The organism is Siphonobacter sp. BAB-5405 (genome assembly GCF_002872335.1).
In the GTDB taxonomy this organism is placed as follows: Bacteria; Bacteroidota; Bacteroidia; order Cytophagales; family Spirosomataceae; genus Siphonobacter.
On the sequence record NZ_NJAG01000010.1, the window covers coordinates 37,133 to 61,927 of the forward strand.

The following is a 24,795-nucleotide window of genomic DNA, read 5'->3' on the forward strand; positions in this document are numbered from 1 at the left end:
GTACAAAAAGAGAGGCGTTCCGAACTTCGGAACGCCTCTCTTTTAGAAATAGAATAGCAACAGCTTTATGGAATAGCCACTTTCACTGTTGAATTTTGAGAAGCATTTTCCAGACGAATCAGGTACAGACCTGCCCCGAGGGAAGCCGCGGAAAACTCAACCGGGTTCGTACCTTTCTGTAGCGATACCGCTTTTGAACTAAGCTTACGGCCGGACAGATCGACGAGTGATACAGTAGCCTGGTCGGAGAGTTGATCATCGCCGTATTTGACAAAAGCTTTTACCGTACGGCCGGGTTCTACCGTTGCGTACAGCTCAATGCCCAGGTAGCCTTCCAGTTTCACCGAACGAACGGGACTATAAGTAAAGCTTCCGTCCAGATCGACCTGCTTGAGGCGGTAGTAATGAATGCTGGCCGGACTCAGTCCGTCGTGCGTAAATGTATAACTCGTGCGGGCGTAAGTCGTTCCCTGACCCTTCAGCTGCCCAACTGTTTCGTACTGCTGAGCGTTGATGGAGTGTTGTACTTCGAAAAAGGCGTTATTCTTTTCCCCCGCAGTAACCCAATCCAGAGCCGCTTTCTGATTATCTACGGCTTTTGCGGTAAACGCTGCCAGTGATACCGGCAGTGCTCCGGAGCTACTACCAATGGCCAGAGCGGTAATGGTGGAGCTATTAGCCGGAATGATACCTTGCAGCGTGCTGTTTTCCGTATTACCCGTTGCCGAAGGACCACTGCTTAGCGATACCCACTGCGAACCGTTCCAACCCACCAGTCGCAGGCTTTCAGTACCTGCGAACGCACTCAGATCCGGAATGGAAACTGTAATGGTCAGAGGAGATGAGCTGGGAGTAACGGTAATCCAGTCCCAGAAACCAGCTGCCGCAATGGCCTGAATGGCGTTTTCTTTAGCCGAAGTATTCGCAGGCTGACTGGTATTCCAGGCCGTACTGAAATGGGAGTTGGCACTCGGAGCTGACATTTTCAGGGTGCGAAGGTCGCTACCCGAACCGACTGGAAACGTAAATTCATTGTTACCAACCTTACTGACATAGCCGTTTACGTGCCGGGCGTCTGTATTGCCGTTTTGGTACGTAGCTCCGTTCTGAAAGCGGAGGGCACCCTCTTGCCGCAGGGATCGGTTGGTTGTGGTGATGCCGTTGTTAAGCTGGGCCGAGCCATACACATTGGCCCCCTTCGTGTTCGTGATTGCGAACGTTGCTCCGTTGTTCAGAATCAGCGTATGAAAATTGGGGGCTACGGAACCACTTACGCCCTGAACGCCGGGGGAGCCATTAGGTCCTTTAAACTCATCAGTACTACCATCGGCTAAATTAGCCTCGTAAGCATTGTCTACCCGGAGAGCCTGTGGTGACGTCTCAAAGTGTTCAAACACAGAACGGTTGCTGGCTGCGTAATTTGAGTTGGATGCGGACTTAACTTCGGTATAGGAGGAGTAATTACTTACGTATCCCGAATTAGAGAATTTAGTACCATTGATTACTAGCTGGGCTTTGGCGGTGCCTGCTGCTAATAAACTCCCCAGAAGGAAAGCAGATAGGTAATTTTTTTTCATAGAAGACGAATTGATTGTTCGAATAGCCGGTCTTAATCGTCATTAATGAGTGGCTAAGCAAAAATTGAAGGCAATATACGGAGCAATGGCTGGCTAGCAAGCATTAGCGTATATAAAAATTTGTGTATACGTTTTAAGTGATAATTCGCGGTTCCTGGTTAATTATCAGAACCTTACTGTCAGTTTTTTGAGTTATTTTATATATACGTTCTCATTAGATCAGAAACATTTGAACTGCTAGTTAGGCAATAAACGGAACACTATTGACATTGGAATGATTTTAAGTTTATATACTTAATCATGCGGAGCAAGCCACGAAAAGGGTTCTGCCGGAATGTTTCGAAAAATCCAGAATAAACAAATGACGATCAGGATCCCAATAATGATTCGGGGATTACGATAAGCCTGCGGCATCGTCTCGTAACCCGTTCCGTGAAAATGCGTGCGAACGCTGAGCACAAAGCCCAGACTCACGTACGGAATCATCAACAATAACAAGGCATTGTAGCGGAAAGCTTCCCGAATGTTGCCGTGCAGAAGTTGGTGTAACGCCCGCTGAGCCCCACAGCCCGGGCAGTGTAATCCCGTATACTGCCGGAATAAACAGGGTGGGAAAAAAGCGTGTTCAACGGGGTTGAATTCATAATACAGAAAGGCGACGGCTATGGTCATAGCCGCCACCATCCAGTATAAAAAAAGTCGTAAGGCAGGAGCCATTCGTTAATAGGTATTAGGTACGCCTCCGGTTCGCATCGTACTGGTGATCAGGGCTCCGTAGAATACCATAAGGATAATCCAGGCGATAACCCCCACGGCCAGCGGAACCAGCGTCCAGAGTTTGGCCTGACGGGCGTCATTATCGGCACCCGCGTAATCACCTAAATTATACTTGGTTTCCACCCGGGCGGCGTAAACAACTCCCACAACACCCAGATAGTTACAGCAGAAAAGCGTGACCAGGATAGCGGGTACCAGCCAGTTGTACGGTTTGGGAGGAGCCATGTAGGAGGGGGTATTTTCCATAAAAATACAGAGGAAAGAAGAAGCGTTAGCGGAGATTAAAAGTGAGGCAGCGAGCGTTCGAAAAGTAGGCAGGTACCCCTTGACAGTTGGCTCGTTTTGGGTTACATGCTGTAATTATAATTATCCTGCATTTGTTTGAACATCAGCCCTCCGTACAAGAAGAAAGAGATAATATTCAAAATAACACCCAGAGCTACCAGACCGGCCGTTACGTAAAACATAATTTTGGCCGTATTGGCAGAACTTTCCGCTCCGGCGTAGTCGCCCGCGTTGTATTTCGTGTCGACTTGCGTCGAGAATACGATGCCAATGACGCCGGTAATCGCATTAACCCCGCAGCAGCAAAAGAGGCCCACAACCGTCGCAACGATATTTTCAGTAAGCCAGTTTTTGGGTTTTAGAGGCGTAGCTGGGTTGAGCCCTGGGTTGGGCGGAAAAGGAGGGGTAATACTCATGCATAGATAGGTTTAGTGGTGAACATCAATCAATAAGCAATAATAAGGAAATTCTGAAACAAACAGCGGTACCTAAAACAAAGAAACCGCTCCGGTAAACCAGAGCGGTAACAGATAGAAGAAGAGGTTGATCAGGCTAATGTACCGAAGGCTTCGCCAAAGGTTTTCATTTCATCCAGTGTACCCATCGAAACGCGGCACCAGTGTTGTCCGGCAAACTCCCAGCTTTTGAGTGCTACGCCTTTCTGGGCCATTTTTTCCACGAAGCTTTTACCCTCCGTTTTGATGGGAAAGAGTACGAAATTTGCCGACGAGGGCAGATAGTCGTATCCTTTGTCTTTCAGCGTTTTGTAGAGATATTCTTTCGATTCGAGACATTTGGCTTTCGAGTAGGTCAGAAAATCCGTATCCATGTAACTGGCAATGGCTCCTTTCACGGAGGTGGCCGACATACTGCCGCCGCCCGTACAGAATTTGTTGATTTCCCGAAGCGTATCGGGTTGGCCAATCAGATAGCCGATGCGTAAACCGGCAAAACCGTGAATTTTGGAAAAGGTGCGGGCAATGAGTACGTTATGTCCTTTCTTGACCAGTTCGGTCATGCTGCTGGCTTTAGGGTCAGCCGCGTAATCCATGTACGCTTCGTCAATGAACAGCGGTTTCTTCTTGGAGAGGTCTTCGCAAAAAGCCGTCATTTTTGAAGCATCTTCCAGAATACCCGTTGGATTATTCGGATTGCAGAGGTAAACGAGCGACGTTTTATCGTTGACTGCCGCCGCCATGCCGTTGAAATCGTACGTGAAATCCTTCGTCAGCGGCGTTTTTTTGAATTCGGCTCCCAGGGCCAGGGCCGTCCGCAACAGTTGCATGTAGGTCGGGTCACCGCCTACGATATTGGTAGCGGCTCCGCCTTTTAGGGTGTAATGAATGCCGGAAGCCATCAGTAACTCGCCCGAACCGGCTCCGAGCAGGACGTGGGCTTCGCTGACGCCGTTTTCCCGGGCAATCATTTTTTTAAAGGTCATGATCGACTCGCGGGGGTACATCCAGCCACTCGAAATCGCTTCGGCTATCGCTTTCTGAGCTTTGGCAGAGGGCCCGTACGGATTTTCATTCGACATCAAACGGGCTTTGATGGGCAGGCCCGCCAGCTTGGGCAGTCCGACGGCTGCGGCTTCGGCGGGTCGCCAGAAATCAGGTACGCTTGCTCCGGCAACGGCCAAGGCCCCGGATTTAAGCCAGTTACGACGGTTCATGGATGCTGCGTTTAGTGGTTATGAATCGATTCAAAAAGGCATTAACGAACAGATACAGAAGAAAATCGGGTAAAGGCCACGCCATTCACCGCACCCGTCCAGGACAACCGTATGATCTGTCCTTTATAGTACTTGAGGGGCGGGTTGGCGTAGTTCGGCACCAGACCCAGTTCAGCCCAGGTTTTCGTAAGGGTAAGCGTACCGGAAGCATCCGTAGTACCCTCACCCAGGGCGGTGCCGTCGCGTTTCAACAGCTTGACATTCAGATTCGGTACGGGAATGGAGTCAATGCCCTTGGTATGATCCAGAATATTGGTTTTATCGAGCTTCAGTACCCGGATTTTCAGAGCCAGTGGAGCCGTACTGTCGGAAGGCACGTTCGGTTCCGTAGCAAAATCCGTCTGATAGGTTGCATTCACGATTTGAACCAGAGCGGGGGCCACTTCCCGGGGAACAAAAGGATCTTCGGCCTTTTCGCAGGCGGTAATGAAACCTAAACAGGCAAGCAAGGCCAGGGGCGTCAGTATGTTCTTCATGGAATCCTTAAGTGCTTAGATGGACAATAGGAAAACGGGGTACGTCCCGCTATTTTTCGGCCCACCAGAGTTTGGTTTTGAAATCGTCTGTACCACCGTTGAGGCTGATGCCCTCTTTCATATTCGTTGCGTTGAGGGAAGCTTCCGAGCCGGGATAGGGGAGTCGCGTGGGGAGTACGCCGTCGTTGGCAAAAACCGAACGCGGGTCTTTGGCCGGGAATACGGGCAGCCCCGTCCGACGCCATTCCGCCCAGGCTTCGACGCCGTTCGCAAAGAGACAAATCCATTTCTGATCCAGAATTTTTTCCCGGGTTACCGTACCCACCGTCGTAAAATAGGAAGCCGGGGCCGTTACGCCGTACTGCGTCATGGAGGCGTTAACTCCTTTTTCGAAGTACTCTTTCGCTACCGTAGCTCCGCCTTCAATGTCTCCATCAATGGCGGCTTCGGCCAGAATGAAATTCAGTTCAGACCAAGTCATGATGACTTCCGGAGCATCGGCTTTGGTGAACGCAGTACCAATTTTGGCGGCTCGGGCCAGATACGTCGTCGCAATGGCGTCGGGTAGTCCGTTGGGTACGCCCAGCCAGACGCCCCCCTGCTGACTCCCGTATACACCCAGACGCGGATCATTCAGGGCGACCAGCTTATCGACCAGCGTTTGGGAAAGATTCCAGTCCGTCCGACTACCCCAGATCATCGTTTCGTTCCACTCATTGTTGGACGGACGCGATGTGGTGGTTTTCAGACTGGCATTGTCATCGTTACTGGTGAAAATGGGATACGTCGTCGGGTCGCTCAGAATTTCCTTCATAATGGCCCGCGATTCGGCGGGTTTCTTGGCCGCTTGCCGGTTGGCCAGTCGTAAACGAAGGGAATTCGCAAACTTTTTCCATTTCAGCACACTGCCGTTGTAGACGATATCGCCGGCAATGGCTGGGCCAGTTACCGATAGTTTTTCATTGGCCGTTTTCAAGTCCGCCAGCATTTGCGTATACACCTGCTCCTGAGCGTCGTACTTGGGCGTCAGTACGGGAGCATCCGTACCGCCCTGCAAGGCCTGCGAGTACGGAATGGCACCGAACGTATCCGTGAGCACCGAAAACACCCAGGTACGCATGACCAGAGCTACACCGTAGTAGTTAGCGTGGGGGTTGCTGCCTTTTTCATCCGTGATGGTCAGAATGCGTTGAAGGTTGAGCTGTGAATCGTTGAAGAACGACTGCCAGTTGTTAAGCATCAAGGCCTGCGAAGCCTCGTAGTTATCGCCTTCGTTGGAATAAATGTTGCGGCCCAAGTGCTGAATCCAGAGTTCGGCGGCGTCGAGGTTGAGTCGCTCGAAACGCGTATTGCTGCCCCAGTACCGGTCAATGGATTTTTCCAGAGCGTAGGTCAGCAAATACTGTGGAGATACGCTGGTCGGACTGTTGGGATTGTCGTTTACCGAATCGAAGCTACCCGTGCAGCCCGAGGTCATCAGGGCCATTCCGGTGGCGAGGGCAAGCGTTTTTATCGTCAATGTTTTCATTCGTCAGGGAATAATGTTGATCAGAATAAAAGCTCTTTTCCGGCGTTAGAAACCCAGGCTCAGGTTGAAACCCATGCTGCGGGAAGAGGGAAGTTCGCCGTAGCCAAAACCCTGAGCATTACCGCCATTGGCGTCAATTTCGGGATCGGCGTGGGGATGGTTTTTGAACAACATGGCCACGTTCCGTCCTACCACTGAAATCTTGGCCGATTGCAGTCGCAATCGTTTGATGAAAGCCGAGGGAATCTGGTAGCCCAGCGACACTTCCCGTAACTTCACGTAGGAAGCATCGAAAATGGCCGCTTCGTGGTAGTTACGCGGGTTGTTGTAGCCGTAATACTGATTGGCCGAAACGATGGTTGAGTTTGGCGTGAAAGTGTACGCACCTTCGGCACTGCGGACGGCGGCTACGCCCTTTCCAATGACGCCTTCTTCCCGCCCAAGGGCCGTTTCGGCGTACTGGCCCGTCCAGCGGGCGTTGGCCGTGCCTTCGTCGTACATATCGCCGCCAATCTTCGCGTCGATGAGAGCGGATAGGATGAGACCTTTGTAGGAAAAGGTGTTCGAGAAACCACCCATCCAGTCGGGTTGTACGTTACCCAGAATTTTCTGCGTAGTCGATTTGACGGGTAATCCGTTCGTGAGTACCAACTGACCCGCGTATTGACCCGTTGGATCATAGTACGCGGCTGCGGGATCACTGCTTTGTACCCGTTCGAATCCGTAGCCGTACAGCGTTCCGTAGGGTTGGCCCGCCCGGGCTTCGAGGGTCAGACCCCGCCGTTCGTTGATAACCAGATTATTGAGTACACCGGGTAACAGTTCCAGTACGGTATTGCGGTTACGGGCAAAGTTCAGAGCTACGTCCCAGGTAAACCCATTGTCGAGTTTGACAGGCGTACCCGTCAGGCTGATTTCCAGACCCCGGTTCCGCATTTTTCCGATGTTCTGAATGGCACTGTTATAGCCCGTTGCCTTCGAGAGCTGAACGGGAATGATCTGATCTTTCGTCGTCTGACTGTAATAGGTAACGTCCAGACCGAGTTTGCCCCGGAAGAAGCGAGCCTCCAGACCTACTTCCTGACCCGTTGTGATTTCGGGCTTCAGGGTGGGATTGGGTTTACGGGTTGGTACGTAAAATTCGGGTAGGGAGCCGTTCCAGGAAGTTCCGGCAGTATACACTTCGGCCAGTCCGTAGGGATCCGTATCGTTACCCACCTGAGCCAGACTGCCGCGTACTTTCAAAAACGAAAGGACGTTGTTTTTTAAACTGGGTACCAGATCCGAAACTACCGCACTCAGAGCCGCCGAAGGGTAGAAATAACTGCGGTTGTTTGAGGGCAGGGTCGATGACCAGTCGTTTCGGGCGGTTACATCCAGAAAGAGCATATTCTGCCAGCCAAAATTCACGGCTCCGAATACCGACTGACTTTCCTTGCGTTCGATGGCACTGGCTACGGTGTTCTGCGTGGCAATGGAGTTCGATAGGTTATAGACGCCATCAATCACCAGCTGACCCACGTTGGTATAATTGCGTTTGTAGTAGTTGGTACGCAGCAGAGCACCCGCCGTAGCATTAATTGAGAACGCTTCCGTGATGTCTTTTTTGTAAGTCAACAGAACGTCAGTATTGGTTTCCTGCCGACGGAGTACTTCCTCGTTATAGGCTCCGTACGAGCGGGCACCGTTCCGGACGCGTTCGAAATTACTGACGGCAATGACGGTCTGCGTCCAGAGGTCCGTACCCGAGCGAAGCGTCAGCGTCAGATCATCGAGGATTTTGTAATTCAGAGCAATGTTTCCGACGAGGCGATCTCGCGTATCCGACGTGGGCAACATTTCCTGACTGTAGTAGGGATTCGTAAAGAAGGTATGCTGCCAGTTTGGTGGATCCGTATCACCGGGGGGCTGAATGTGCACGTTGGTATAGCTCCGCCAGTCGCGTAATTTATTCCAGTCGGTTTGTCGGTGCGACCAGATAAACTCCTGACCTCCCGTATAACCCCGATTACCCGAGCCGCTTTTGATGTACTCGGCGGAGACGTTTACGCTTAGTTTAGGGGTGAAATTGTAATGGCTATTCAGTTTATAGTTATTGCGGTGGAAATCATTGAAATACATAATGCCTTTCTGATCCAGTCGGCCTAAACCGAGACGGAAGCTTCCTTTTTCATTACCACCGGAGATAGCCACGTTGTTGGACCAGGTACTGCCCGTCTGCCAGAAATCCCGGTAGTTGCTGGGCATGGGCGTGAGCGGAGCCACGTCCGTACCCGTCCACCACTGGCGAACTAGCCGGCCATCCAGCGGGGCACCCCAGCTTTCATCGGTTCCCTCTGTACCCGTCAGTGGAGCATTCGGACCGTAGACAGCCCGGTACTGAGCAATTTCTGCCGGATCGGTAATCGAGCCACTCCAGCCGTTGCGGTACCAGGTGCGATACCCGTTTCCACCGCCGTAGGTATTCTGAAAATTGGGTGAAATCCAGGGGCGTTCGACCGTATAGTTAGTATTCACTTCCACGCCGATTCCCTGCTGACCGGAGCCGTCTTTCGTCGTAATCAAGATCACGCCGTTGGCCGCCCGCGAACCGTACAGAGCCGAAGCCGAAGGACCTTTCAGTACCGACACGTCCTTGATGTTTTCGGGGTTAATGTCGGCAATACCACCGCCCAATCGCTTACTAAAACTTTGCTCGATGGGTACGCCATCGATGACAATGAGCGGCTGGTTGTTGTTGGTAATGGAAGAGGCACCCCGAATCTGAATCGTTGAACCCGAACCCGGTCCGGTACCCGCCTGAATGCGTAGACCTGCTACTTTACCCGACAGGGCATTGGCCACGTTGGCGGGGCGAACTTCCGAAACGGCCTTTCCGCCAATACTTTGCTGAGCGTAACCTAGGGCCTTTTTCTCCCGTTGAATCCCCAGAGCGGTTACCACCACTTCCGTGAGCTGACCCGCTTCCGGTTTCAAATACACGTCAAGCGAAGTCTGGGTCGTTACGGCTACTTCCTGTTTAATATAGCCAATGAAGGAAATCACCAGCGTAGCTCCGCCCGAGGGAAGGGTAAGTTTGAATTTGCCTTCGGAATCGGTAGTCGTACCGATGGTGGTTCCTTTGATGGATACCGAAGTGCCGGGTAGACCGAGTTTATCGTCGTCAGAGAAGACCTTTCCGATCAGAACCTGATCCTGAGCGGAAACGGCCATCGACCAACCCATTAATACGGCAAACAGCCAGAGTAATTTTCTCTTCATAAGAATGGTCAAGTGTGTGAACAAGCGGGAAGCAGCTTCGGCAAACCCCCTGATACGGCCATTCGTGGGGTCGCTTTCGCCTGGGGTAAGCGAAATGCACTCAATCAGGTTTTACTGCATAGAAAGGAACAGATTCAAAATGACTGGTAATGGGTAGTTTAAGTAGTAATTGGGAATCAGGGGCTACTGGAATGATAAGGTTACGAACGGCCGCAGGTCTAGGGAAAGGGCCGCAATCTTTCCCGGTGACCTGCGGAACCGTAACGTAAACTGAATGAATCTACTTCCGGAAAGTAGCTCATGCAGTGGCTGAAGTGCTACGGAGCCGATGGCCCGTGAGTCACTGGAACTGTTATGTCAGAAATCGAGAAAGAGTAGTTTCAGTACGGAGAATCGGAATTGACGTTGAGTCTATACGTCAATTCATTGCGTAAACTTTACGGGGATAAAGTCTACTTCTCTACTGAAGCAAATCCTCCAAGTGCGGCCAGGAATATTTGCGATAAGAAGACGTACTGAACTTGAATTTTTTATAGGTACAACATTATAGGCAAAAATTCAAAAAACCAAATTATGAACTTTATTTTTTGCTTGAATCGAGATAATATTTTGATAAAACCAAATTAACCAAAATTAAATTAATGATATAAATAAAGTTTTTATTAAAAAAATGCAATGAAACTTAGCAAGTAGGTTTCTGGATAGGCTTTCAATGGAAGCGGTCTAAATTGAATAATTCTAATACGCATATACTAAATGCCTACAGAGATAGTTTTTATAGAAGACTGATACCAAGGTTTTTAGCGTTGTTAATGCGTAGACCTCCGATTTAATTTGGCAGTTTGGACGATTGCGTTCATTTTTGTGCTGCTTACCGAATCCATATACCCCATGAATGTACCCGTATTGAAGATTTCGGCTCTTTTGAGTTGTTTGACTTTCTGCAAAGCAAAAGCACAGAGTATCAAAGAGTTAACGGGTTTGGCCTCCATTTATCATTCCAAGTTTGAGGGAAAAAAGACAGCAGCTGGCGAATTATTCAACCAGACGTTCCTCACGGCGGCCCACCGTAGTTTACCGTTTAATTCACTCGTCGAAGTAATTAATCCGCTTACTCAGAAGTCCATCATCGTTCGAATTAATGACCGGGGCCCGTATGGACATCATCGCCTGATTGATCTTTCCGAAACCGGAGCCCGCCTGTTGGGTTTCCTGGGCAAAGGAGTAGGTGAAGTAAAGCTGCGAATTTTACGCTGGGGCGGGGCCACGTCTCCCAAACCACTGGCTGACCTTGATCCACAAGTGACGTACTTTGCCGCGGATTCCTTACTGCGGCGAAAAACGGATCTGCGGATTCATCACTAGATTAAATCTCTCCAATCTCGGCACTATTTTTTCCAAAGCCGTTCCGGGTTTTGTACCTTCGCACTGACTAATCACAACGAGTATGGATGAGACGCTTCACCCGCTTTCCTGGCTATCCGGCCTGGTCTGGGGTAAATCCGAGGAAGAGTCCTCCGTCGAGGACGCGGTAGTATATCTGTATCGAGTGGGGGAGAAAAAAGCTTTTTTCCGCCGGTTCAAAGTATGGATCAACGGCAAATACATTGGCAAACTCGATAGCTGGGGTAGCATGGCTCTTAAACTCGAGCCGGGTACCGTCCGTATCGAAACGGCTTTGAGTGGACTAACGCTGGTACCCCGGCTGCGGCAGGAGGTCACGCTGGATGTACTGCCCGGTTGTGAGTATTACATTGAAGGCAATCACCGGTCCGGTCTCCTCCGGGGTTCGCTTAGCCTGAGTGAAGTGACCGAACCAACGTTCCGTAAATACGCCGACCAGCTCAAGAACATTGGCTGGCGAAAACTGAAAAACTAGTACAGGCCCTGTCCACGTGACAGGGCTTTTTTCTTGCCCTTCGAGTAGGTACGCCGGCATCTGTTCTTATTTTGGCGTATGAAATCAACTTCCTTTTGGCTCGGGCTGGCCTTTTTTCAGGTACTGAATGGCTACGCTCAGACCGGCAGTCCGCAGGAACCCGTCCGCTACATCGGTGGCGAAACCATCGATCCTACGCTTCACGAAGGTCGTCTACGGTACGCCATTGGTACCGAAAACCGACAAACCCTGCGGGCCAACCGTACCCACCCCGAAACCGCCGACGATCACGGCTGGACGTACAACCATGCCTCGAATCTCTGTTACTGGAACGGCACGTTCTATCAGCAATACCTGAGCAATCCCGTGGATGAACACGTGGCTCCAGGCCAAACGCTGGTCATGACTTCCAAAGACGGTCGGCACTGGAACAAGCCTCAGGTGGTGTTTCCGCCGTACCAGGCTCCGGCGGGTGTCAAAATTCCGGAAGGGTACAAGGGCTACATGATGCACCAGCGAATGGGTTTCTACGTGGCTCCGAATGGTCGGTTGCTGGTGCTGGCTTTCTACGGTCATACCGAAGATCCCTTCGGAAAAGGAGGCATCGGACGGGTGGTACGCGAAGCCTACAAAGACGGAACCTACGGACCCATTTATTTCATTCGCTACACCAGTCATGCTAATTGGAATGAATCCAATACGAGTTATCCGTTCTATAAAAAAGCAACGGATGCAGCTTTCGTGAAAGCCTGCGACGATCTGCTGAAGGACCCGCTCATGACCTTTCAGTGGTACGACGAAGACAACGGGCTCGATGGCTTTTACAACCACAAAAAGGCCGGACAGGCCCTGTCGTACTACCACCGTAAAGACGGGAAAGTGGTCGCTCTCTGGAAAAAATCACTCACGGCTCTTTCCTCGGACGAAGGCAAAACGTTCTCCCAACCCGTGAAAGTCCCCACGCTGGTCATGTCCGGTGGGAAGCAATGGGGGCAGCGGACGGATGATGGCCGGTACGCCCTGAGTTACAATCCCATCGAACAAACGCAGTATCGCTTTCCACTCGTCGTAGTAACGGGCGACGACGGGATCCTGTTTGATCACATGCTACTGATTCAGGGAGAATTGCCGCCCCGACGGTATACCGGCCGCTGGAAGGATTTCGGTCCCTGTTACATGCGGGGCATCGAAGAAGGGAATGGAAACCCGCCGGGTAATGACCTGTGGATGAGTTACAGCATGAACAAGGAAGATATCTGGGTTAGTCGGACGCCCGTACCCGTCACGTACCGCGTAAAAGGTACGGTAAAAGACAATTTTGATGCGTTAGAAACCGAAGGGGCCATTCCTGACTGGAACATTTACGCTCCGAAATGGGCTCCGATATCGGTGGTCGAAACGCCCGGAAAATCGGGCAAAAGTCTCTTGCTGGCAGACCAGGATTTGTACGATTACGCCCGGGCCATCCGGGTATTTGAAGAAGGAACCCAGGTAACGACAAAACTAAAGGTATACGCCGATCCAACGAATACAGGGTTATTGGAGATCGACTTAACCGATCAATACGGGAACCGACCCGTACGGATTCGTTTCAACGAAAAAAATCAGCTTATGGCTACGGATGGCAGTACCGAAAAAGTACTACAATCCTATGAAAAAGGTCGCTGGTACGAGCTGGAAGTCCAGACGAAAGCAACGCCGGGTGGACACTATTCGGTGAAAGTCAACGGCAAAATGGTACTGGAAAAAGCTCAGCTGGCCGAGGCGGTTAAATCCATCGAACGCTTATCGCTGCGGACCGGACCCTACCGTAATCTCCCCAACCGACAAACGCCCAACGAAACCAACGACCCGCCTTTACCGAATGCGGATATTCCTACGTCACCCACACGGTTCTATATTGATGAGGTAGTGATTGGAAAGTAATTAGGCCAAGGCAGTTGGAAACTGGCACGTACAGGTACTAGTGAAGGATTACTAAATAGCTCCTGGTACAGGGTTTAGATCCTGCATCAGGAGCTATTTAGTATAAGTTACATCTCGGAAATACAATTTTCTTCATAAAGTCTACTAAAACTATATACTATATCTTTTATTTCATTAGTTTTGCCACCGCAACTTTCAAAAGCCATCTATGATTCCAAGAGTCGTCCCTTATTGTTGAAAGCTTCCTGACTTTCGATAGCGGATTTCTTCTAGAAGTTACCGTGATTTTAACCCATTTGTAGTAAACCATACATCCGTTCCCAAGACGTTTCTTTCGCTTGTACATGAGAACCACTACCATAATGCTTATGGTCAGCTTGCTGCTGACTGCTTTTTCAGGAAAAGCTCAGGATCAACCCATTATTAATGCTACCGTTTCCGGAATTGTACTGGATGCGTCTTCCGGCGACCCGCTGGTGGGGGCCACCGTCGTTATCAAGGGAACGACCAACGGAGCCAGTACGGACGCCAATGGTCAGTTCAACCTCCGGACCGGACAAAAACTGCCCTTTACGCTCATCGTATCCTTTGTGGGGTATACCAAAAAAGAAGTAGTCGTTAATGACAAACAGGTGACGATCAACCTGGATCCCGCTTCTAACAAACTCGACGACGTGATTATTTCCTCCCGTCGCCGTCAGGAATCGGCTCAGGAGGTACCCATCCCCATTTCCGTTATTCAGGGTTCCCGGGCTGAAGATGCGGGTGCCTTCAACGTCAACCGACTGAAAGAATTGGTGCCTACTGTGCAATTGTACGTATCCAATGCCCGGAATACCACGCTGAACATTCGAGGATTGGGCTCCACCTTTGGACTCACCAACGACGGTATTGACCCCGGCGTAGGGTTCTACGTCGATGGTGTATACTATGCCCGTCCGGCCGCTACGGCTCTGGATTTTATTGACATTGATCGGATTGAAGTATTACGTGGTCCCCAGGGAACGCTCTTTGGAAAAAACACCACGGCGGGAGCGTTTAATATTTCGACCCGGGCCGCCAGCTTCACGCCCGGAGCGAACTTCGAATTGAGCTACGGTAACTACGGGTTCATTCAGGCGAAAGGATCCCTGACGGGACCGCTGGGTAAAAAACTGGCCGCTCGTGTTTCCTTTACGGGTACGCAACGGGATGGGCTATTTTACAACGTGCATACGCAATTGCCCATCAACGACATCAATAACATTGGCGTTCGCGGACAGTTTCTGTACACGCCGAGCGACAACGTAAAAATCACCCTGATTGGCGATGTGTCCAATCAAAAACCGAACGGATACGGTTGGCCCGTGGCAGGTGTCGTACCTACGCAGCGGGCTGCATACCGGCAGTTCAACGCGATTATTGCTGATTTAGGCTATAAGCTACCTTACCAGAGTGCCTTTGAACGGAAACTGGATCTGGATACACCTTCCAAAGCCGACAACCAACTGGGGGGCGTGTCAGTGAATGCGGATATTAAGCTTGGAAACGGAACGCTGACGGCTACGTCCGCGTGGCGGTACTGGAAGTGGACGCCGCTGAACGACCGGGATTACATTGGTTTGCCCGTATTCACGATTTCTTCCGGTAACTCGGTGCATGATCAGTGGTCGCAGGAGATTCGATACTCGGGTAAGATTTCTTCCAAAATCAGTGGCGTGGTTGGCGTATTCGGACTCTGGCAGGATTTGAAATCCGATCCGGTACAAACGGAAGAGGCGGGTTCAGCCCAGTGGCGTTTCGCTCAGAGTACCACCAGTGCTTTATGGAAAACGCCGGGCTTGTTCGATAACTTTGGTATTCGCACCAATAACCGCATTCGCAGTACCAGTCTAGCCGTGTTTGCTCAGGCAGATTGGGCCATTACCGAAAAACTACACTTCTTACCCGGTGTACGTTATAACTACGACAAGAAAGTGGTGGACTACGACCGCAAGACCTACGGCGGCCTGCAAACGACGGATGCGGCTCTCTTAGCCTTGAAGCGGCTGGTATACACTGATCAGTCCTTCCACACGGATTATGATCAGGGTAATTTCTCCGGACAACTCTCGCTTCAGTACAAAGCTACCAGCAAAATCAACGCCTATGCTACGTACTCCATCGGTTACAAGCCCATTGGGGTAAACGTAGGTGGATTGCCTACGGCGAACGGCGTAACCCTGATTGACCTGGCGAATGTAAAACCCGAATACGTGGCTCACAAGGAACTGGGCATCAAAACCCGACCTTCGGCTAATTCCATTTTGAACCTGACGGTATACCGCTCGGACATCGACGATTTCCAGACGCAGGTACAAACGCCGGAGCCGGGCGTAAACCGGGGGTATCTGGCTAATGCCGAAAAAGTGCGGGTACAGGGCGTGGAGCTGGACGGAAGCCTGCGTTTTACGAACCTGAATTTTAACGCAGCAGTAGCCTATACCGATGGCAAGTACGTACGGTTTACAAACGCTCCCGTACCTTTGGAGGAAGTCGGAGGAGCCCAGGCCTTTAAGGATATTTCAGGCGGTGAATTACCGGGTATTTCCAAGTGGTCGGGGTCGGTTGGCGGAGAAGCCCATACCAATGGCAACCTGCTGGGACTGAAAGGCAATTACTTCCTGGGTCTGGATGTGTTTTATCGCTCGAAGTTTTCATCCAGTCCATCACCTTCGCAGTACCTGAATATTGAAGGCTACTCGCTGACGAACGGCCGGGCCGGTTTCCGGGCCTCCAATGGCTTAAGTTTCTTTGCCTGGGCCCGCAACATCTTCAATAAAAACTACTACGAAATGTTACTGGCCGCTCCCGGCAGCTACGGCCAATACGCCGGAATTGTGGGCGATCAGCGGATGTATGGGGTAACGATTCGGTATACGTATTAAGCAATCTTTGGTAATAGAATAGAAAAAGGTAATCGTAGTTGGCTGCGATTACCTTTTTGCTAAGATAGAAACTGAAATAATAGGCAGTGGCGGATTATAATTGTTAAGCATATTCAAATAATTCCGCTGGATTAATTTTAAACTGAAGCATATTTGCTGTAATTCTTCCTCCGTCCCCACCTTTCCTCTGCATAGTAATTTTACCAATTTTTATAGTACCTCTTTTGGTTATTTCGATAGGCCCTTGACTGTAGTGATTCATACAGAAATTCATTGCTACCAAAATCCATCTTGAATTATTTTTTAATTTTTGAGCTACTAACATCCATTCTGCTGCTAACTGACCTCGTCCTTTAAGTATATCTGCTACTATTAATGACTTGTGGTTTTCTAACCAATCAATTAAGTGTCTTTGTTCATCTTCTGTAAACTCATTTGCAAACATTCTTCTTTTATCTCTTGGGTTTTTAATTGTTGGTTTAATATCTCCCGTAAATCTTTTTAATATATAAGATATTGATTCTGGAATATTCCATAATTCTATATATTTATTAATCCATCTCTTGTCTATTTGATTAAATCCTTTGAGATTACTTACTAATTTAACTTGAATATTTTGAGCATCAATTGCTTCCTTTAACTTTACTGTTATTTGAGCTTGTACATCTGTTTTACTGTTGATGATCTTCATCGCTTTTACATACTCTATTTCATTGAAATCATACTGCATAATAGTAAGCCATGTTCGTACATCATTATCAATTTGCCAATTATTAAATTTAGCAACAATATCATCTTCATTAAGAAATCCATTTTTAGCCGTTTGAGACCCCAGAAGTTGAGAACTGTTCATGTTTTTTTAAAGACTTCACAATTTCGATTAATATGTTCTGTAGTACATTTACAGAAACACTATTGCCAAATTGTTTATAAGCGTTAGATTTGGATTCATCAATTATGAAACTTTCGGGAAATCCTTGTAATCTCGCACATTCTCTAGGGGTTAACTTTCTGATTTGATTATTAATATAATATAAGCCCGTTTTAGAACCTACGCCTCCTCCATTAGCAGATAATGTGATAGCATGTCCTTCGGGATGGTATATCCTTTCACCTTGCCCCCCTTTGTTAACTTTTCCTATTTGAATAGGTTTGTTAATGGAACTACTACTATCAAACAGCTGTAATTGTGGAATGTAATTTTTATAAAATTCTACATCTAATCTATTGATTACCTTAGCATCAATAGGATTTTCCTCTAACACATCACTTAATTTTACTGAAGTATTAATAGGGCTAGGAAATTTAAAATTTTTAACATTCAAATCTTTTCTAAAGCCAATTATATACACTCTTTCTCTATTTTGTGGAAGACCAAAATGGCTTGTATTAATTATTTGCCAGTTGACGTCATAACCTAATCCAATTAGAGAATTCTCAATAATAACAAAGGTCTCACCATTATTATGCTTTATAAGATTTTTGACATTTTCTAGGAAAACTATTTTGGGCTTATGATATGCTACAATTCTTAGTATTTCGTAAAATAGTGTTCCTCTAGTATCTTCAAAACCTTTTTGCTTTCCTGAAATTGAAAAAGCTTGACAAGGGAATCCTCCACACAAAATATCATGCTTAGGTATATCTAGTTCACTTACTTTAGTTATATCACCATCAGGCATTATATTAAAATTATTATGATATACTTTCGCTGCTGATTTATCCCATTCGGATGCATATAAACATTCTGATCCTAATGAATCTAGTGCCAGATGAAATCCTCCGATTCCTGCGAATAGGTCAATAAATGTTGACCCTAGCATTTCTTTTTTTTCTATTTTAATCATAATTATGCTTATCTAAACTCATTTAATAGCTCTATAATTAAGGCTTCAATAAGTTTAAGATCAATGTAGACTATTTGTGTACTACTCTACTTTAATTAAAGTGAAAATTATTAATGATATTAATATATGAAATTGTAAATAACAAAATTATTTAAAAAATTATATTTTATATAATAAATGTTTAATAAAAAAATGTCTTAGTTTGAATCTATTTATTATTCTTGCTATTATCATAACCTTTTTTCTAACATTACCTGTATTTAACAAAGCCTAACCCAAAGCACTTCTACTTCAATTCCGTCAATTGCTCACTCACATACCGTTTGTAAACTTTCCCGATCTTCAGGCTTTTTCCGCCGATGGTCAGACTGTCGGATTCGAGCGTTTCGAGGTGGGCGGTATTGATTAAGTGTGATCGACTGATTCGTACGAAGGTCGGTTTGGGTAACCGCTCTTCGGCTTCTTTCATCGTCAGGCGGGTCACTTGCGTTTTTCGGACGGTGATGATCTTTACGTAGTTTTCCAGACTTTCCAGATACCTGATTTCACCGTGAGGAATGACCACTTTCTCCCCATTGACCAGACAACTCAATTCCCCTGTATTTGTTAAAGGCAGTGGTTCACTTAGGGCAGGTTTAATTACGGCCGGGGTTGGTAGCGTACTGCGGTAAAACGCGTAAATCCCGAAGCCCGCCAGCGTATGTACCCAGAAGCTAAGGATGAGCGGCAGTGTGTAATCTACCCGAAATTGTAGTTTCAGAATCGTGTACATGCTTACCGTATTGAGGCCCATGATCAGTAACGTCCACAACAGGTATTCGCGTTTGCGTTGCCGCAGGTACAGTCGTTCGTAGAGGATTCGATTGTGAAATACCAGCCAGGCATACAGACCAAGCAGGAAGAGATAGGGTAGGTACTGATTCGTACCGCTTCGCTCCTGAATGTAATACCGATCCGATACGTAATGCACGCCCAGCAAGGCCAGCAGTCCCAACAGGTTACGAACCAATACTGAACGTAAAACTTTCTCCATAGGGGCAATTTACGAGCAGAACGGGTGCCTGCGAAAGGAAACAGTGACGAAAGAACTTGGTCACTAGCGAAATCATCTGGTCACCGAGAGCGGGGAAGGAACCGAAAAGTCCGACAGATTTGAGCTTCACCATTCAAAACGGACGTTTTATGCCCATCCTCCATCTCATTAATCTCATCATTCACATTTGCTTCGGCCTGATTGCCCTGGGCCTCGGATTGCTGGCCCTGGTGGTTCCAAAAGAGCAGGGGGCTCATACGCGATTCGGTCGCTGGTTTCTGTATGCCATCAGCGTAGTGGTAGGTACGGGCCTGCTCGGTGCGGTGTTTTTTCGGGCCAGTCCATTTCTGGTCATGCTGACCTTGCTGGCGGGCTATGTGAGCTATGCGGGCTGGCGGACGGTCAAACTCCGCGAAAACCGCAGTTCCCGGCAGGACGTAGTCTGGGCTCTGATCGCCCTGACTTCGGGTGTCTGTTTTCTGTGGATTGCCAAGTCTTCCGACGCTAGCTGGAACCCGGCCGTAACGTATTCCACCTTCGGGGCCTTGTCGCTGGTGACTACCTACGATGTCGTCAAACATTACTGGCTGCACGAACGACTCAAAGGTGGATGGCTGTACGAGCACATCTATAAAATGTTTTCGGCATTCAGTGCGTTGCTGTCTGCCTTTTCGGGAAATGCGTTACCGCAATTCAAGCCCTATAGCCAGCTCGGACCATCGGTGCTGGGGCTGATCCTCATGGTCTGGTTCATGAGTCGGCAGTCCAGACGCAAGGCGGTTTGAGATGCGGAGGGAAGGGGGGGCATTCGTCAGGAGTACGCTTTATGTCATTGCAGGCGTGGGGCGAGCACGCAACTTGCGGTCGGAAACGTTTGCCGTACTGAGCCTTCGGGAGCGTGCGGCTTTCAAGCGTTATCAGTAGTCAAGTCCCGCCCACGGATTCAGGACCGATACACCACTTCCCCTTTTTCCTTTAAAATGAAATTTCCCCAGGCCGTAACCGCATCCAGTACGGGAATGAAGGTTTTCCCGAAATCCGTGAGCTGGTAGATGACTTTGATGGGCGGTTTCTCACCGTAGACGGCTCGGGAGACCAGCCCGTCTTTTTCCAGTTGCTTGAGTTGCAGACTCAGCGTCATCTCCGTGATGTCGGGCATTTCCCGACGTAATTCGCTGTACCGTTTGCTCGTCTCTTTAAGATGGTACAGAATCACCGTCTTCCACTTGCCGCCGACCAGATCCATTGCCAAGCTGACCGTACAGGGGTATTCTCTTCCGTTAAGTTTCACCGCATCACCGGCACATTCTGCTTGCATGGTACGTCTCCGATTTTGATCTATCCATCTGGATAGTTATTGCAAAGCTAGGCTACTCAAAATAGTTTTGCAACTATCATTTTTAGAGTACAAAACACGACAACGTATGGCTTTAGTAATCTTGGGACACCCGAACTTTTCATCGTCCCTTGCCAACAAAACGATCATCGAAGAACTGCTGAAGAGTAATCTGGAGCTGGAAGTAAGAAACCTGCAGGACTTGTACCCGGACTACCAAATCGACGTAAAAGCGGAACAGGCAGCTTTGCTTCACCATCAGACCGTCGTTTTCCAGTATCCGGTCTATTGGTACAACATGCCCGCTATTCTCAAACACTGGTTCGATACCGTCTTTGAATACCAGTTTGCCTACGGCTCGAAGGGCGATAAGCTCCAAGGAAAAAACTTCCTCCCAAGCTTCACCGTCGGCGGTCCCGAGGAGGAGTATCATACCAAAGGAGAGCACCATTTTCGCGTGTACGAATTCTGGAAAAACCTGGAACAAACGGCCTATTACGCGGGAATGAATTATCTGGAGCCGATTTACTTTCATGGAACGTCAATAAATGCGGGTTTTACGGAGGAGCAGGTTAGGGAAAAGGCGAGGGGGCATGCGGGGCGGTTGATGGGGCGGTTGCGGGAGTTGGAGAGTCAGGTAAAACAATATCGTTAGGTATCAGCTTGTCATTATTGCGGTGGGGAGGGTAATACCAAGTTTAACTTTTACCTTGGCGAGGCCATAAAAAACCACCCATGCCCATCCAACCCCTCTCCCCCCAAACCCTCCCCGCATTAGTAACTCTCGTCCTGGCCTTGTGGCCGGAATGCTCGTTTGAGGAAGAGTGGGAGAATTACCAGCGGTTGCTTACGGCCAGGGACGAAATTTGCTATCTGGCGAAAGAAGGACCGGACTACATTGGTTTCATACATCTGACCCTGCGGACGAATTACGTCGAGGGAGCTTCGCACTCGCCGGTGGCGTACGTGGAAGGCCTGTATGTGAAGCCGGAATTTCAGCACCAGGGCATCGGGCGGTTGCTGATGCGGGCGGGAGAGGACTGGGCTCGGGAAAACAAATGCCTGGAAGTGGCTTCGGATACGGAGCTGGATAATACGGAAAGTCTGGCCTTTCACCAGAAGCTGGGGTTTGAAGAAGCAAACCGAATCGTCTGTCTAATCAAACGGTTATAAAGTGGGTTTCAGTCTTTCCTGCGTATTTGTTAACAACCATAGATTGCTTCTCATTCTTGCCTGTGTATAAGTCTATGAGTCGATCTGATTCCTTTACCTCACTTGAGTTCGTACGCTGATCGGTGTAGGTCTTTCTTCTGTTCACGTATTTTTCGGGCGTATTTCCGTTGGGCTAGGACGCCGCAATGTATCTGAATTCGTGAGCTAAATTTTGGCGAATGCTATACGTTAATTGATTTATAGGTTCATGCCTGATAACGTACAACAGATATGCTGAAATTTATATAACTTGTTTACGCACAGAAACAAATCACCTCTATCCACTAAAAACGATTAATTATCAACAAAACCTCTACGACTATGAAAAACGCATCCAATCGCCGGGATTGGCTCCGGAAAACGGCTCTGTTTGGCTCGGCCGTGCTAGTCGGGCAAAATCGGGAATCGCTTCCGGTAAGTACGATCGCTCCGGCCGTGGTTCGTCGCATTCCGATTAGCGTTTCGACGTACTCGTACTGGCATTTTCAGGAGCAGAAGTATCCCATTGAGAAAGTCATCGAGGATGCCTCCCGCATTGGCTTTGACGGCGTCGAGATTCTGCATCGCCAGATGACCGATGAAACGATTGCCTATCAGAATAAACTCAAGCGAATGGCCTTCGATAATGGCTTATCGCTGCCGCTCCTGTCCATCCACCAGAGCTTCGTCGACCCCGATCCGGCCAAACGTAAAAAAGACATCGAACATACCGAGCGGTGCATCAACTTGGCCGTGCAAATGGGTATTCCCTGCGTACGTATGAACACGGGGAGCTGGCGGACCGTCAAACGCGATGCGGCTTATTATAGAGATGGCGTGGAACCACCGCTGAAAGGCTATACCGACGATGACGCGATCAAATGGTGTATCGAAGGCATGCAGGAATGCCTGAAAATAGCCGAAAAGGCGGGCGTGGTACTAGCCATCGAAAATCACTGGGGCCTTTCCTCCAACATCGATTACCTGTTACGAATATACGAACCCCTGAAAGCCTCGCCCGCCATGGGCATGAACGTGGATACGGGCAACTTCGTGGGCGAACCGTACGCTCAGCTGGAACGCATTGCTCCGTACGCCACCATTGTGCAGGCCAAAACCTACTACGGCGGCGGCCATTACTACGACAAGGAGCTGGATTACACCCGCATTGGAAAGATTCTACAAAAAGCTAATTTCAATGGATTCGTATCACTGGAAATGGAAGGGAAGGAAGACCCACGAACGGCGGTACCTAAAAGTCTGGAATTACTGCGGAAAGCTTTTACGTTTACAGCGTAGGGAAGGGTAATAAAAAAAGACCTCTGATCGCTCAGAGGTCTTTGCCAGTTTGGTAGTCCGTACGGGAATCGAACCCGTGTTTTATCCGTGAAAGGGATACGTCCTAACCCCTAGACGAACGGACCATTTTGCATCGATATTCGGTTCGTTTTAGCTGTTTTGCCATCCTGTTCCGTTTAACGAGGTGCAAAGATAAGTAAATAAATGAGGCGAACGCAAGTCTTTTGAGCCCTTTACCGCTAATTTTTTTACAGAACAAGTCTGATCTAAATTGGGGTACAATCTATTGATTTGAGAACCAGCTAGTTTCCTCGGAAGCGTCGTCATGCGTACTCTTTGAAAAAAAGCAAGGGACGATTCGGTTTGAAAGTGGGAAGCCGCTTTTATCGATCAGAAATTACGTTCGCCCCGGTTACCAAGTCCTTAATGACCATGGGCGGCAATACTTACCTCTTTCCAGGCTTCAATGTCTTTGAGGCGTTGGGTATACACCTGATGCATGCCGTGGTAGGCCATTTTACCCAGCAACAGTCGTTGCGGTGGATTCGGATTGTCGACGATACGCAGAATTGGTTCGACCGTTGCTTCGGGCTTACCCCAGGTATCCGCACTTTCGCTGGAACTGCTGAAGGCTTCGCGTACCGGAGCGTAGTCGGCAATGTCGCTGGACGTTTGGGTAGCGGAGGCACCCGCCCAGTCGGTAGCGTAGCCGTTGGGTTCGATCAGCGTAGTTTTAATACCCAGATGGGCTACTTCCGAGCCAATGGTTTCAATTAATCCTTCTACCGCAAATTTGGAGGCATTGTAGAGGCCCAGCATCGGTAAGGTCGTCAGACCCAGGAAGCTGGAAACCTGAATCAGGTGGCCGCTTTTCTGCTTCCGAAATACGGGCAATACGGCCTGAGCGACCCACAGGGAGCCAAAGAAGTTGGTTTCCATTTGCAGGCGGGCCTGGGCTTCGGTGGTTTCTTCCGTCGTTCCGAAAAGCCCGTAACCCGCGTTGTTGATCAGTACATCGATCCGACCAAAGTGCTGCCCGATTTTCTGCACGACGGTATGGGCTTCTTCCCGGTTGTTAACATCGAGGGTGAGAGGCAAAATATTCTCGCCATAGGTGTTCACCAAATCGTTGAGGGCTTCGGTATTGCGGGCCGTGGCGGCTACTTTATCGCCGCGTTTGAGGAAGGCTTCTGCCCATAATTTGCCAAATCCTTTGGATGCTCCGGTAATAAAAATGACTTTCGACATGATCGTGCGTTGTTTTGTAAAATCTGATTAGGCTTTAGTGCCTTTTGACGTTACAAAGGTAGAGGGACGCATACGGGCCGGAATAGCTCATTTCAGCGGAAGAATAGCACAGAAATACGGGAAAGAATTCAAGTTGGGAATATTTGTACTAGTCTGGACAAAAAAGGAATTTCCATCAGGGGTGACTCAATCCATACGCAGCTTTAATGATAGAAGCAGGACTGATCGTATCACCAGAGGTACGCGAGTTTGCTAAGAGGCAGGATACGTCGAAACTAAGGGCTGTTTCAATCAACATTGCTGGAAAGAAAGAAAAAAAAAGAGCCCTGATTGCTCAGAGCTCTTTGCCAATTTAGTAGTCCGTACGGGAATCGAACCCGTGTTTTATCCGTGAAAGGGATACGTCCTAACCCCTAGACGAACGGACCATTTAAGGTATTAATCGATACGTTTTTTGCGATTTGCTAAGCCGTTTCGTTTAACGTGGTGCAAAG

The 24,795-nt window shown here is 48.8% G+C and carries 21 protein-coding genes and 2 tRNA genes; 8 read left to right on the plus strand and 15 right to left on the minus strand.

Annotated elements, in window-relative coordinates; all coding sequences use genetic code 11:
- Positions 1–65: 65 nt before the first annotated feature.
- The 8 genes from BWI97_RS09765 to BWI97_RS09800 form a co-directional block, all read right to left on the minus strand.
- Positions 66–1,577, minus strand: coding sequence for a T9SS type A sorting domain-containing protein (locus BWI97_RS09765; RefSeq protein ID WP_094810456.1), 1,512 nt, complete (start codon positions 1,575–1,577; stop codon positions 66–68).
- Between the two features lie 294 nt (positions 1,578–1,871).
- Positions 1,872–2,294, minus strand: coding sequence for a DUF2752 domain-containing protein (locus tag BWI97_RS09770; protein ID WP_094810458.1), 423 nt, complete (start codon positions 2,292–2,294; stop codon positions 1,872–1,874).
- A 3-nt stretch (positions 2,295–2,297) separates the two neighbouring features.
- Positions 2,298–2,579, minus strand: a complete 282-nt coding sequence (locus BWI97_RS09775; protein ID WP_199182001.1) for a CD225/dispanin family protein — start codon at positions 2,577–2,579, stop codon at positions 2,298–2,300.
- Positions 2,580–2,701: 122 nt separating this feature from the next.
- Positions 2,702–3,055, minus strand: a complete 354-nt coding sequence (locus tag BWI97_RS09780; RefSeq protein WP_094810463.1) for a CD225/dispanin family protein — start codon at positions 3,053–3,055, stop codon at positions 2,702–2,704.
- A gap of 131 nt (positions 3,056–3,186) precedes the next feature.
- Complete coding sequence (locus BWI97_RS09785; RefSeq protein ID WP_102200882.1) at positions 3,187–4,311, minus strand: histidinol-phosphate transaminase; 1,125 nt, start codon at positions 4,309–4,311, stop codon at positions 3,187–3,189.
- Between the two features lie 41 nt (positions 4,312–4,352).
- Positions 4,353–4,847, minus strand: coding sequence for a hypothetical protein (locus BWI97_RS09790; RefSeq protein ID WP_102200883.1), 495 nt, complete (start codon positions 4,845–4,847; stop codon positions 4,353–4,355).
- A gap of 49 nt (positions 4,848–4,896) precedes the next feature.
- Entirely contained in the window at positions 4,897–6,375 is a 1,479-nt protein-coding gene (locus BWI97_RS09795; RefSeq protein ID WP_102200884.1) for a SusD/RagB family nutrient-binding outer membrane lipoprotein, read from the minus strand.
- Positions 6,376–6,420: 45 nt separating this feature from the next.
- On the minus strand, positions 6,421–9,636 hold the full coding sequence (locus BWI97_RS09800) for a SusC/RagA family TonB-linked outer membrane protein (RefSeq protein ID WP_233207797.1): 3,216 nt from the start codon (positions 9,634–9,636) through the stop codon (positions 6,421–6,423).
- 891 nt (positions 9,637–10,527) lie between these two features.
- Here BWI97_RS09800 and BWI97_RS09805 point away from each other — a divergent pair.
- From BWI97_RS09805 to BWI97_RS09820, 4 genes are all read left to right on the plus strand, one after another.
- On the plus strand, positions 10,528–11,001 hold the full coding sequence (locus BWI97_RS09805; protein ID WP_102200885.1) for a septal ring lytic transglycosylase RlpA family protein: 474 nt from the start codon (positions 10,528–10,530) through the stop codon (positions 10,999–11,001).
- Positions 11,002–11,083: 82 nt separating this feature from the next.
- Positions 11,084–11,515, plus strand: coding sequence for a hypothetical protein (locus BWI97_RS09810; RefSeq protein ID WP_094810473.1), 432 nt, complete (start codon positions 11,084–11,086; stop codon positions 11,513–11,515).
- Positions 11,516–11,593: 78 nt separating this feature from the next.
- Positions 11,594–13,441: a hypothetical protein gene (locus tag BWI97_RS09815; protein ID WP_102200886.1), complete on the plus strand. Its 1,848-nt coding sequence runs from the start codon at positions 11,594–11,596 to the stop codon at positions 13,439–13,441.
- A gap of 368 nt (positions 13,442–13,809) precedes the next feature.
- Positions 13,810–16,347, plus strand: coding sequence for a TonB-dependent receptor (locus BWI97_RS09820; protein ID WP_369826555.1), 2,538 nt, complete (start codon positions 13,810–13,812; stop codon positions 16,345–16,347).
- 103 nt (positions 16,348–16,450) lie between these two features.
- Here the strand turns inward: BWI97_RS09820 and BWI97_RS09825 are convergent, their stop codons facing one another.
- From BWI97_RS09825 to BWI97_RS09835, 3 genes are all read right to left on the minus strand, one after another.
- Positions 16,451–17,200, minus strand: a complete 750-nt coding sequence (locus BWI97_RS09825; protein WP_102200887.1) for a type II restriction endonuclease — start codon at positions 17,198–17,200, stop codon at positions 16,451–16,453.
- A complete protein-coding gene (locus BWI97_RS09830; RefSeq protein ID WP_102200888.1) occupies positions 17,163–18,194 on the minus strand; it encodes a DNA cytosine methyltransferase in 1,032 nt (343 codons plus the stop codon). Before BWI97_RS09830 ends, BWI97_RS09825 begins: the two co-directional genes overlap by 38 nt.
- A 286-nt stretch (positions 18,195–18,480) precedes the next feature.
- A complete protein-coding gene (locus tag BWI97_RS09835) occupies positions 18,481–19,227 on the minus strand; it encodes a LytTR family DNA-binding domain-containing protein (protein ID WP_102200889.1) in 747 nt (248 codons plus the stop codon).
- A 149-nt stretch (positions 19,228–19,376) separates the two neighbouring features.
- Here BWI97_RS09835 and BWI97_RS09840 point away from each other — a divergent pair, with 149 nt between their 5' ends.
- Entirely contained in the window at positions 19,377–20,012 is a 636-nt protein-coding gene (locus BWI97_RS09840; RefSeq protein WP_102200890.1) for a hypothetical protein, read from the plus strand.
- A gap of 158 nt (positions 20,013–20,170) precedes the next feature.
- Here the strand turns inward: BWI97_RS09840 and BWI97_RS09845 are convergent, their stop codons facing one another.
- Complete coding sequence (locus BWI97_RS09845; RefSeq protein WP_094810483.1) at positions 20,171–20,545, minus strand: helix-turn-helix domain-containing protein; 375 nt, start codon at positions 20,543–20,545, stop codon at positions 20,171–20,173.
- A 106-nt stretch (positions 20,546–20,651) separates the two neighbouring features.
- On the opposite strand from BWI97_RS09845, the gene BWI97_RS09850 reads away from it, so the two are divergent.
- The 3 genes from BWI97_RS09850 to BWI97_RS09860 all read left to right on the plus strand — a co-directional run bounded on the left by BWI97_RS09850 (position 20,652) and on the right by BWI97_RS09860 (position 23,053).
- Positions 20,652–21,218 (plus strand): NAD(P)H-dependent oxidoreductase, encoded by a 567-nt coding sequence (locus BWI97_RS09850; protein ID WP_094810485.1) that lies wholly within the window; start codon positions 20,652–20,654, stop codon positions 21,216–21,218.
- 80 nt (positions 21,219–21,298) lie between these two features.
- Positions 21,299–21,736, plus strand: a complete 438-nt coding sequence (gene aac(6'), locus BWI97_RS09855) for an aminoglycoside 6'-N-acetyltransferase (protein ID WP_102200891.1) — start codon at positions 21,299–21,301, stop codon at positions 21,734–21,736.
- A 360-nt stretch (positions 21,737–22,096) separates the two neighbouring features.
- Positions 22,097–23,053 carry a sugar phosphate isomerase/epimerase gene (locus tag BWI97_RS09860; protein WP_102200892.1) on the plus strand — a complete coding sequence of 319 codons (957 nt, stop codon included), beginning with the start codon at positions 22,097–22,099 and terminating at the stop codon, positions 23,051–23,053.
- Positions 23,054–23,103: 50 nt separating this feature from the next.
- On the opposite strand, the gene BWI97_RS09865 is transcribed toward BWI97_RS09860, so the two are convergent.
- The 3 genes from BWI97_RS09865 to BWI97_RS09875 all read right to left on the minus strand — a co-directional run bounded on the left by BWI97_RS09865 (position 23,104) and on the right by BWI97_RS09875 (position 24,729).
- Positions 23,104–23,178 (minus strand) — tRNA-Glu (locus BWI97_RS09865).
- 298 nt (positions 23,179–23,476) lie between these two features.
- Positions 23,477–24,301 (minus strand): SDR family NAD(P)-dependent oxidoreductase, encoded by an 825-nt coding sequence (locus BWI97_RS09870; protein WP_102200893.1) that lies wholly within the window; start codon positions 24,299–24,301, stop codon positions 23,477–23,479.
- Positions 24,302–24,657: 356 nt separating this feature from the next.
- Positions 24,658–24,729 (minus strand) — tRNA-Glu (locus BWI97_RS09875).
- Positions 24,730–24,795: the final 66 nt, after the last annotated feature.

What these genes read in the sequence shown, in the direction of transcription:
- BWI97_RS09775 (WP_199182001.1), bottom strand. Translation starts at nt 2,579, where the DNA reads ATGGCTCCTCCCAAACCGTACAACTGGCTGGTACCCGCTATCCTGGTC.
- BWI97_RS09810 (WP_094810473.1), top strand. Translation starts at nt 11,084, where the DNA reads ATGGATGAGACGCTTCACCCGCTTTCCTGGCTATCCGGCCTGGTCTGG.
- BWI97_RS09820 (WP_369826555.1), top strand. Translation starts at nt 13,810, where the DNA reads ATGGTCAGCTTGCTGCTGACTGCTTTTTCAGGAAAAGCTCAGGATCAA.
- BWI97_RS09790 (WP_102200883.1), bottom strand. Translation starts at nt 4,847, where the DNA reads ATGAAGAACATACTGACGCCCCTGGCCTTGCTTGCCTGTTTAGGTTTC.
- BWI97_RS09840 (WP_102200890.1), top strand. Translation starts at nt 19,377, where the DNA reads ATGCCCATCCTCCATCTCATTAATCTCATCATTCACATTTGCTTCGGC.
- BWI97_RS09765 (WP_094810456.1), bottom strand. Translation starts at nt 1,577, where the DNA reads ATGAAAAAAAATTACCTATCTGCTTTCCTTCTGGGGAGTTTATTAGCA.
- BWI97_RS09805 (WP_102200885.1), top strand. Translation starts at nt 10,528, where the DNA reads ATGAATGTACCCGTATTGAAGATTTCGGCTCTTTTGAGTTGTTTGACT.
- BWI97_RS09785 (WP_102200882.1), bottom strand. Translation starts at nt 4,311, where the DNA reads ATGAACCGTCGTAACTGGCTTAAATCCGGGGCCTTGGCCGTTGCCGGA.
- BWI97_RS09780 (WP_094810463.1), bottom strand. Translation starts at nt 3,055, where the DNA reads ATGAGTATTACCCCTCCTTTTCCGCCCAACCCAGGGCTCAACCCAGCT.
- BWI97_RS09795 (WP_102200884.1), bottom strand. Translation starts at nt 6,375, where the DNA reads ATGAAAACATTGACGATAAAAACGCTTGCCCTCGCCACCGGAATGGCC.
- BWI97_RS09830 (WP_102200888.1), bottom strand. Translation starts at nt 18,194, where the DNA reads ATGATTAAAATAGAAAAAAAAGAAATGCTAGGGTCAACATTTATTGAC.
- BWI97_RS09815 (WP_102200886.1), top strand. Translation starts at nt 11,594, where the DNA reads ATGAAATCAACTTCCTTTTGGCTCGGGCTGGCCTTTTTTCAGGTACTG.
- BWI97_RS09825 (WP_102200887.1), bottom strand. Translation starts at nt 17,200, where the DNA reads ATGAACAGTTCTCAACTTCTGGGGTCTCAAACGGCTAAAAATGGATTT.
- BWI97_RS09800 (WP_233207797.1), bottom strand. Translation starts at nt 9,636, where the DNA reads ATGAAGAGAAAATTACTCTGGCTGTTTGCCGTATTAATGGGTTGGTCG.
- BWI97_RS09860 (WP_102200892.1), top strand. Translation starts at nt 22,097, where the DNA reads ATGAAAAACGCATCCAATCGCCGGGATTGGCTCCGGAAAACGGCTCTG.
- BWI97_RS09770 (WP_094810458.1), bottom strand. Translation starts at nt 2,294, where the DNA reads ATGGCTCCTGCCTTACGACTTTTTTTATACTGGATGGTGGCGGCTATG.
- BWI97_RS09845 (WP_094810483.1), bottom strand. Translation starts at nt 20,545, where the DNA reads ATGCAAGCAGAATGTGCCGGTGATGCGGTGAAACTTAACGGAAGAGAA.
- BWI97_RS09870 (WP_102200893.1), bottom strand. Translation starts at nt 24,301, where the DNA reads ATGTCGAAAGTCATTTTTATTACCGGAGCATCCAAAGGATTTGGCAAA.
- BWI97_RS09850 (WP_094810485.1), top strand. Translation starts at nt 20,652, where the DNA reads ATGGCTTTAGTAATCTTGGGACACCCGAACTTTTCATCGTCCCTTGCC.
- BWI97_RS09835 (WP_102200889.1), bottom strand. Translation starts at nt 19,227, where the DNA reads ATGGAGAAAGTTTTACGTTCAGTATTGGTTCGTAACCTGTTGGGACTG.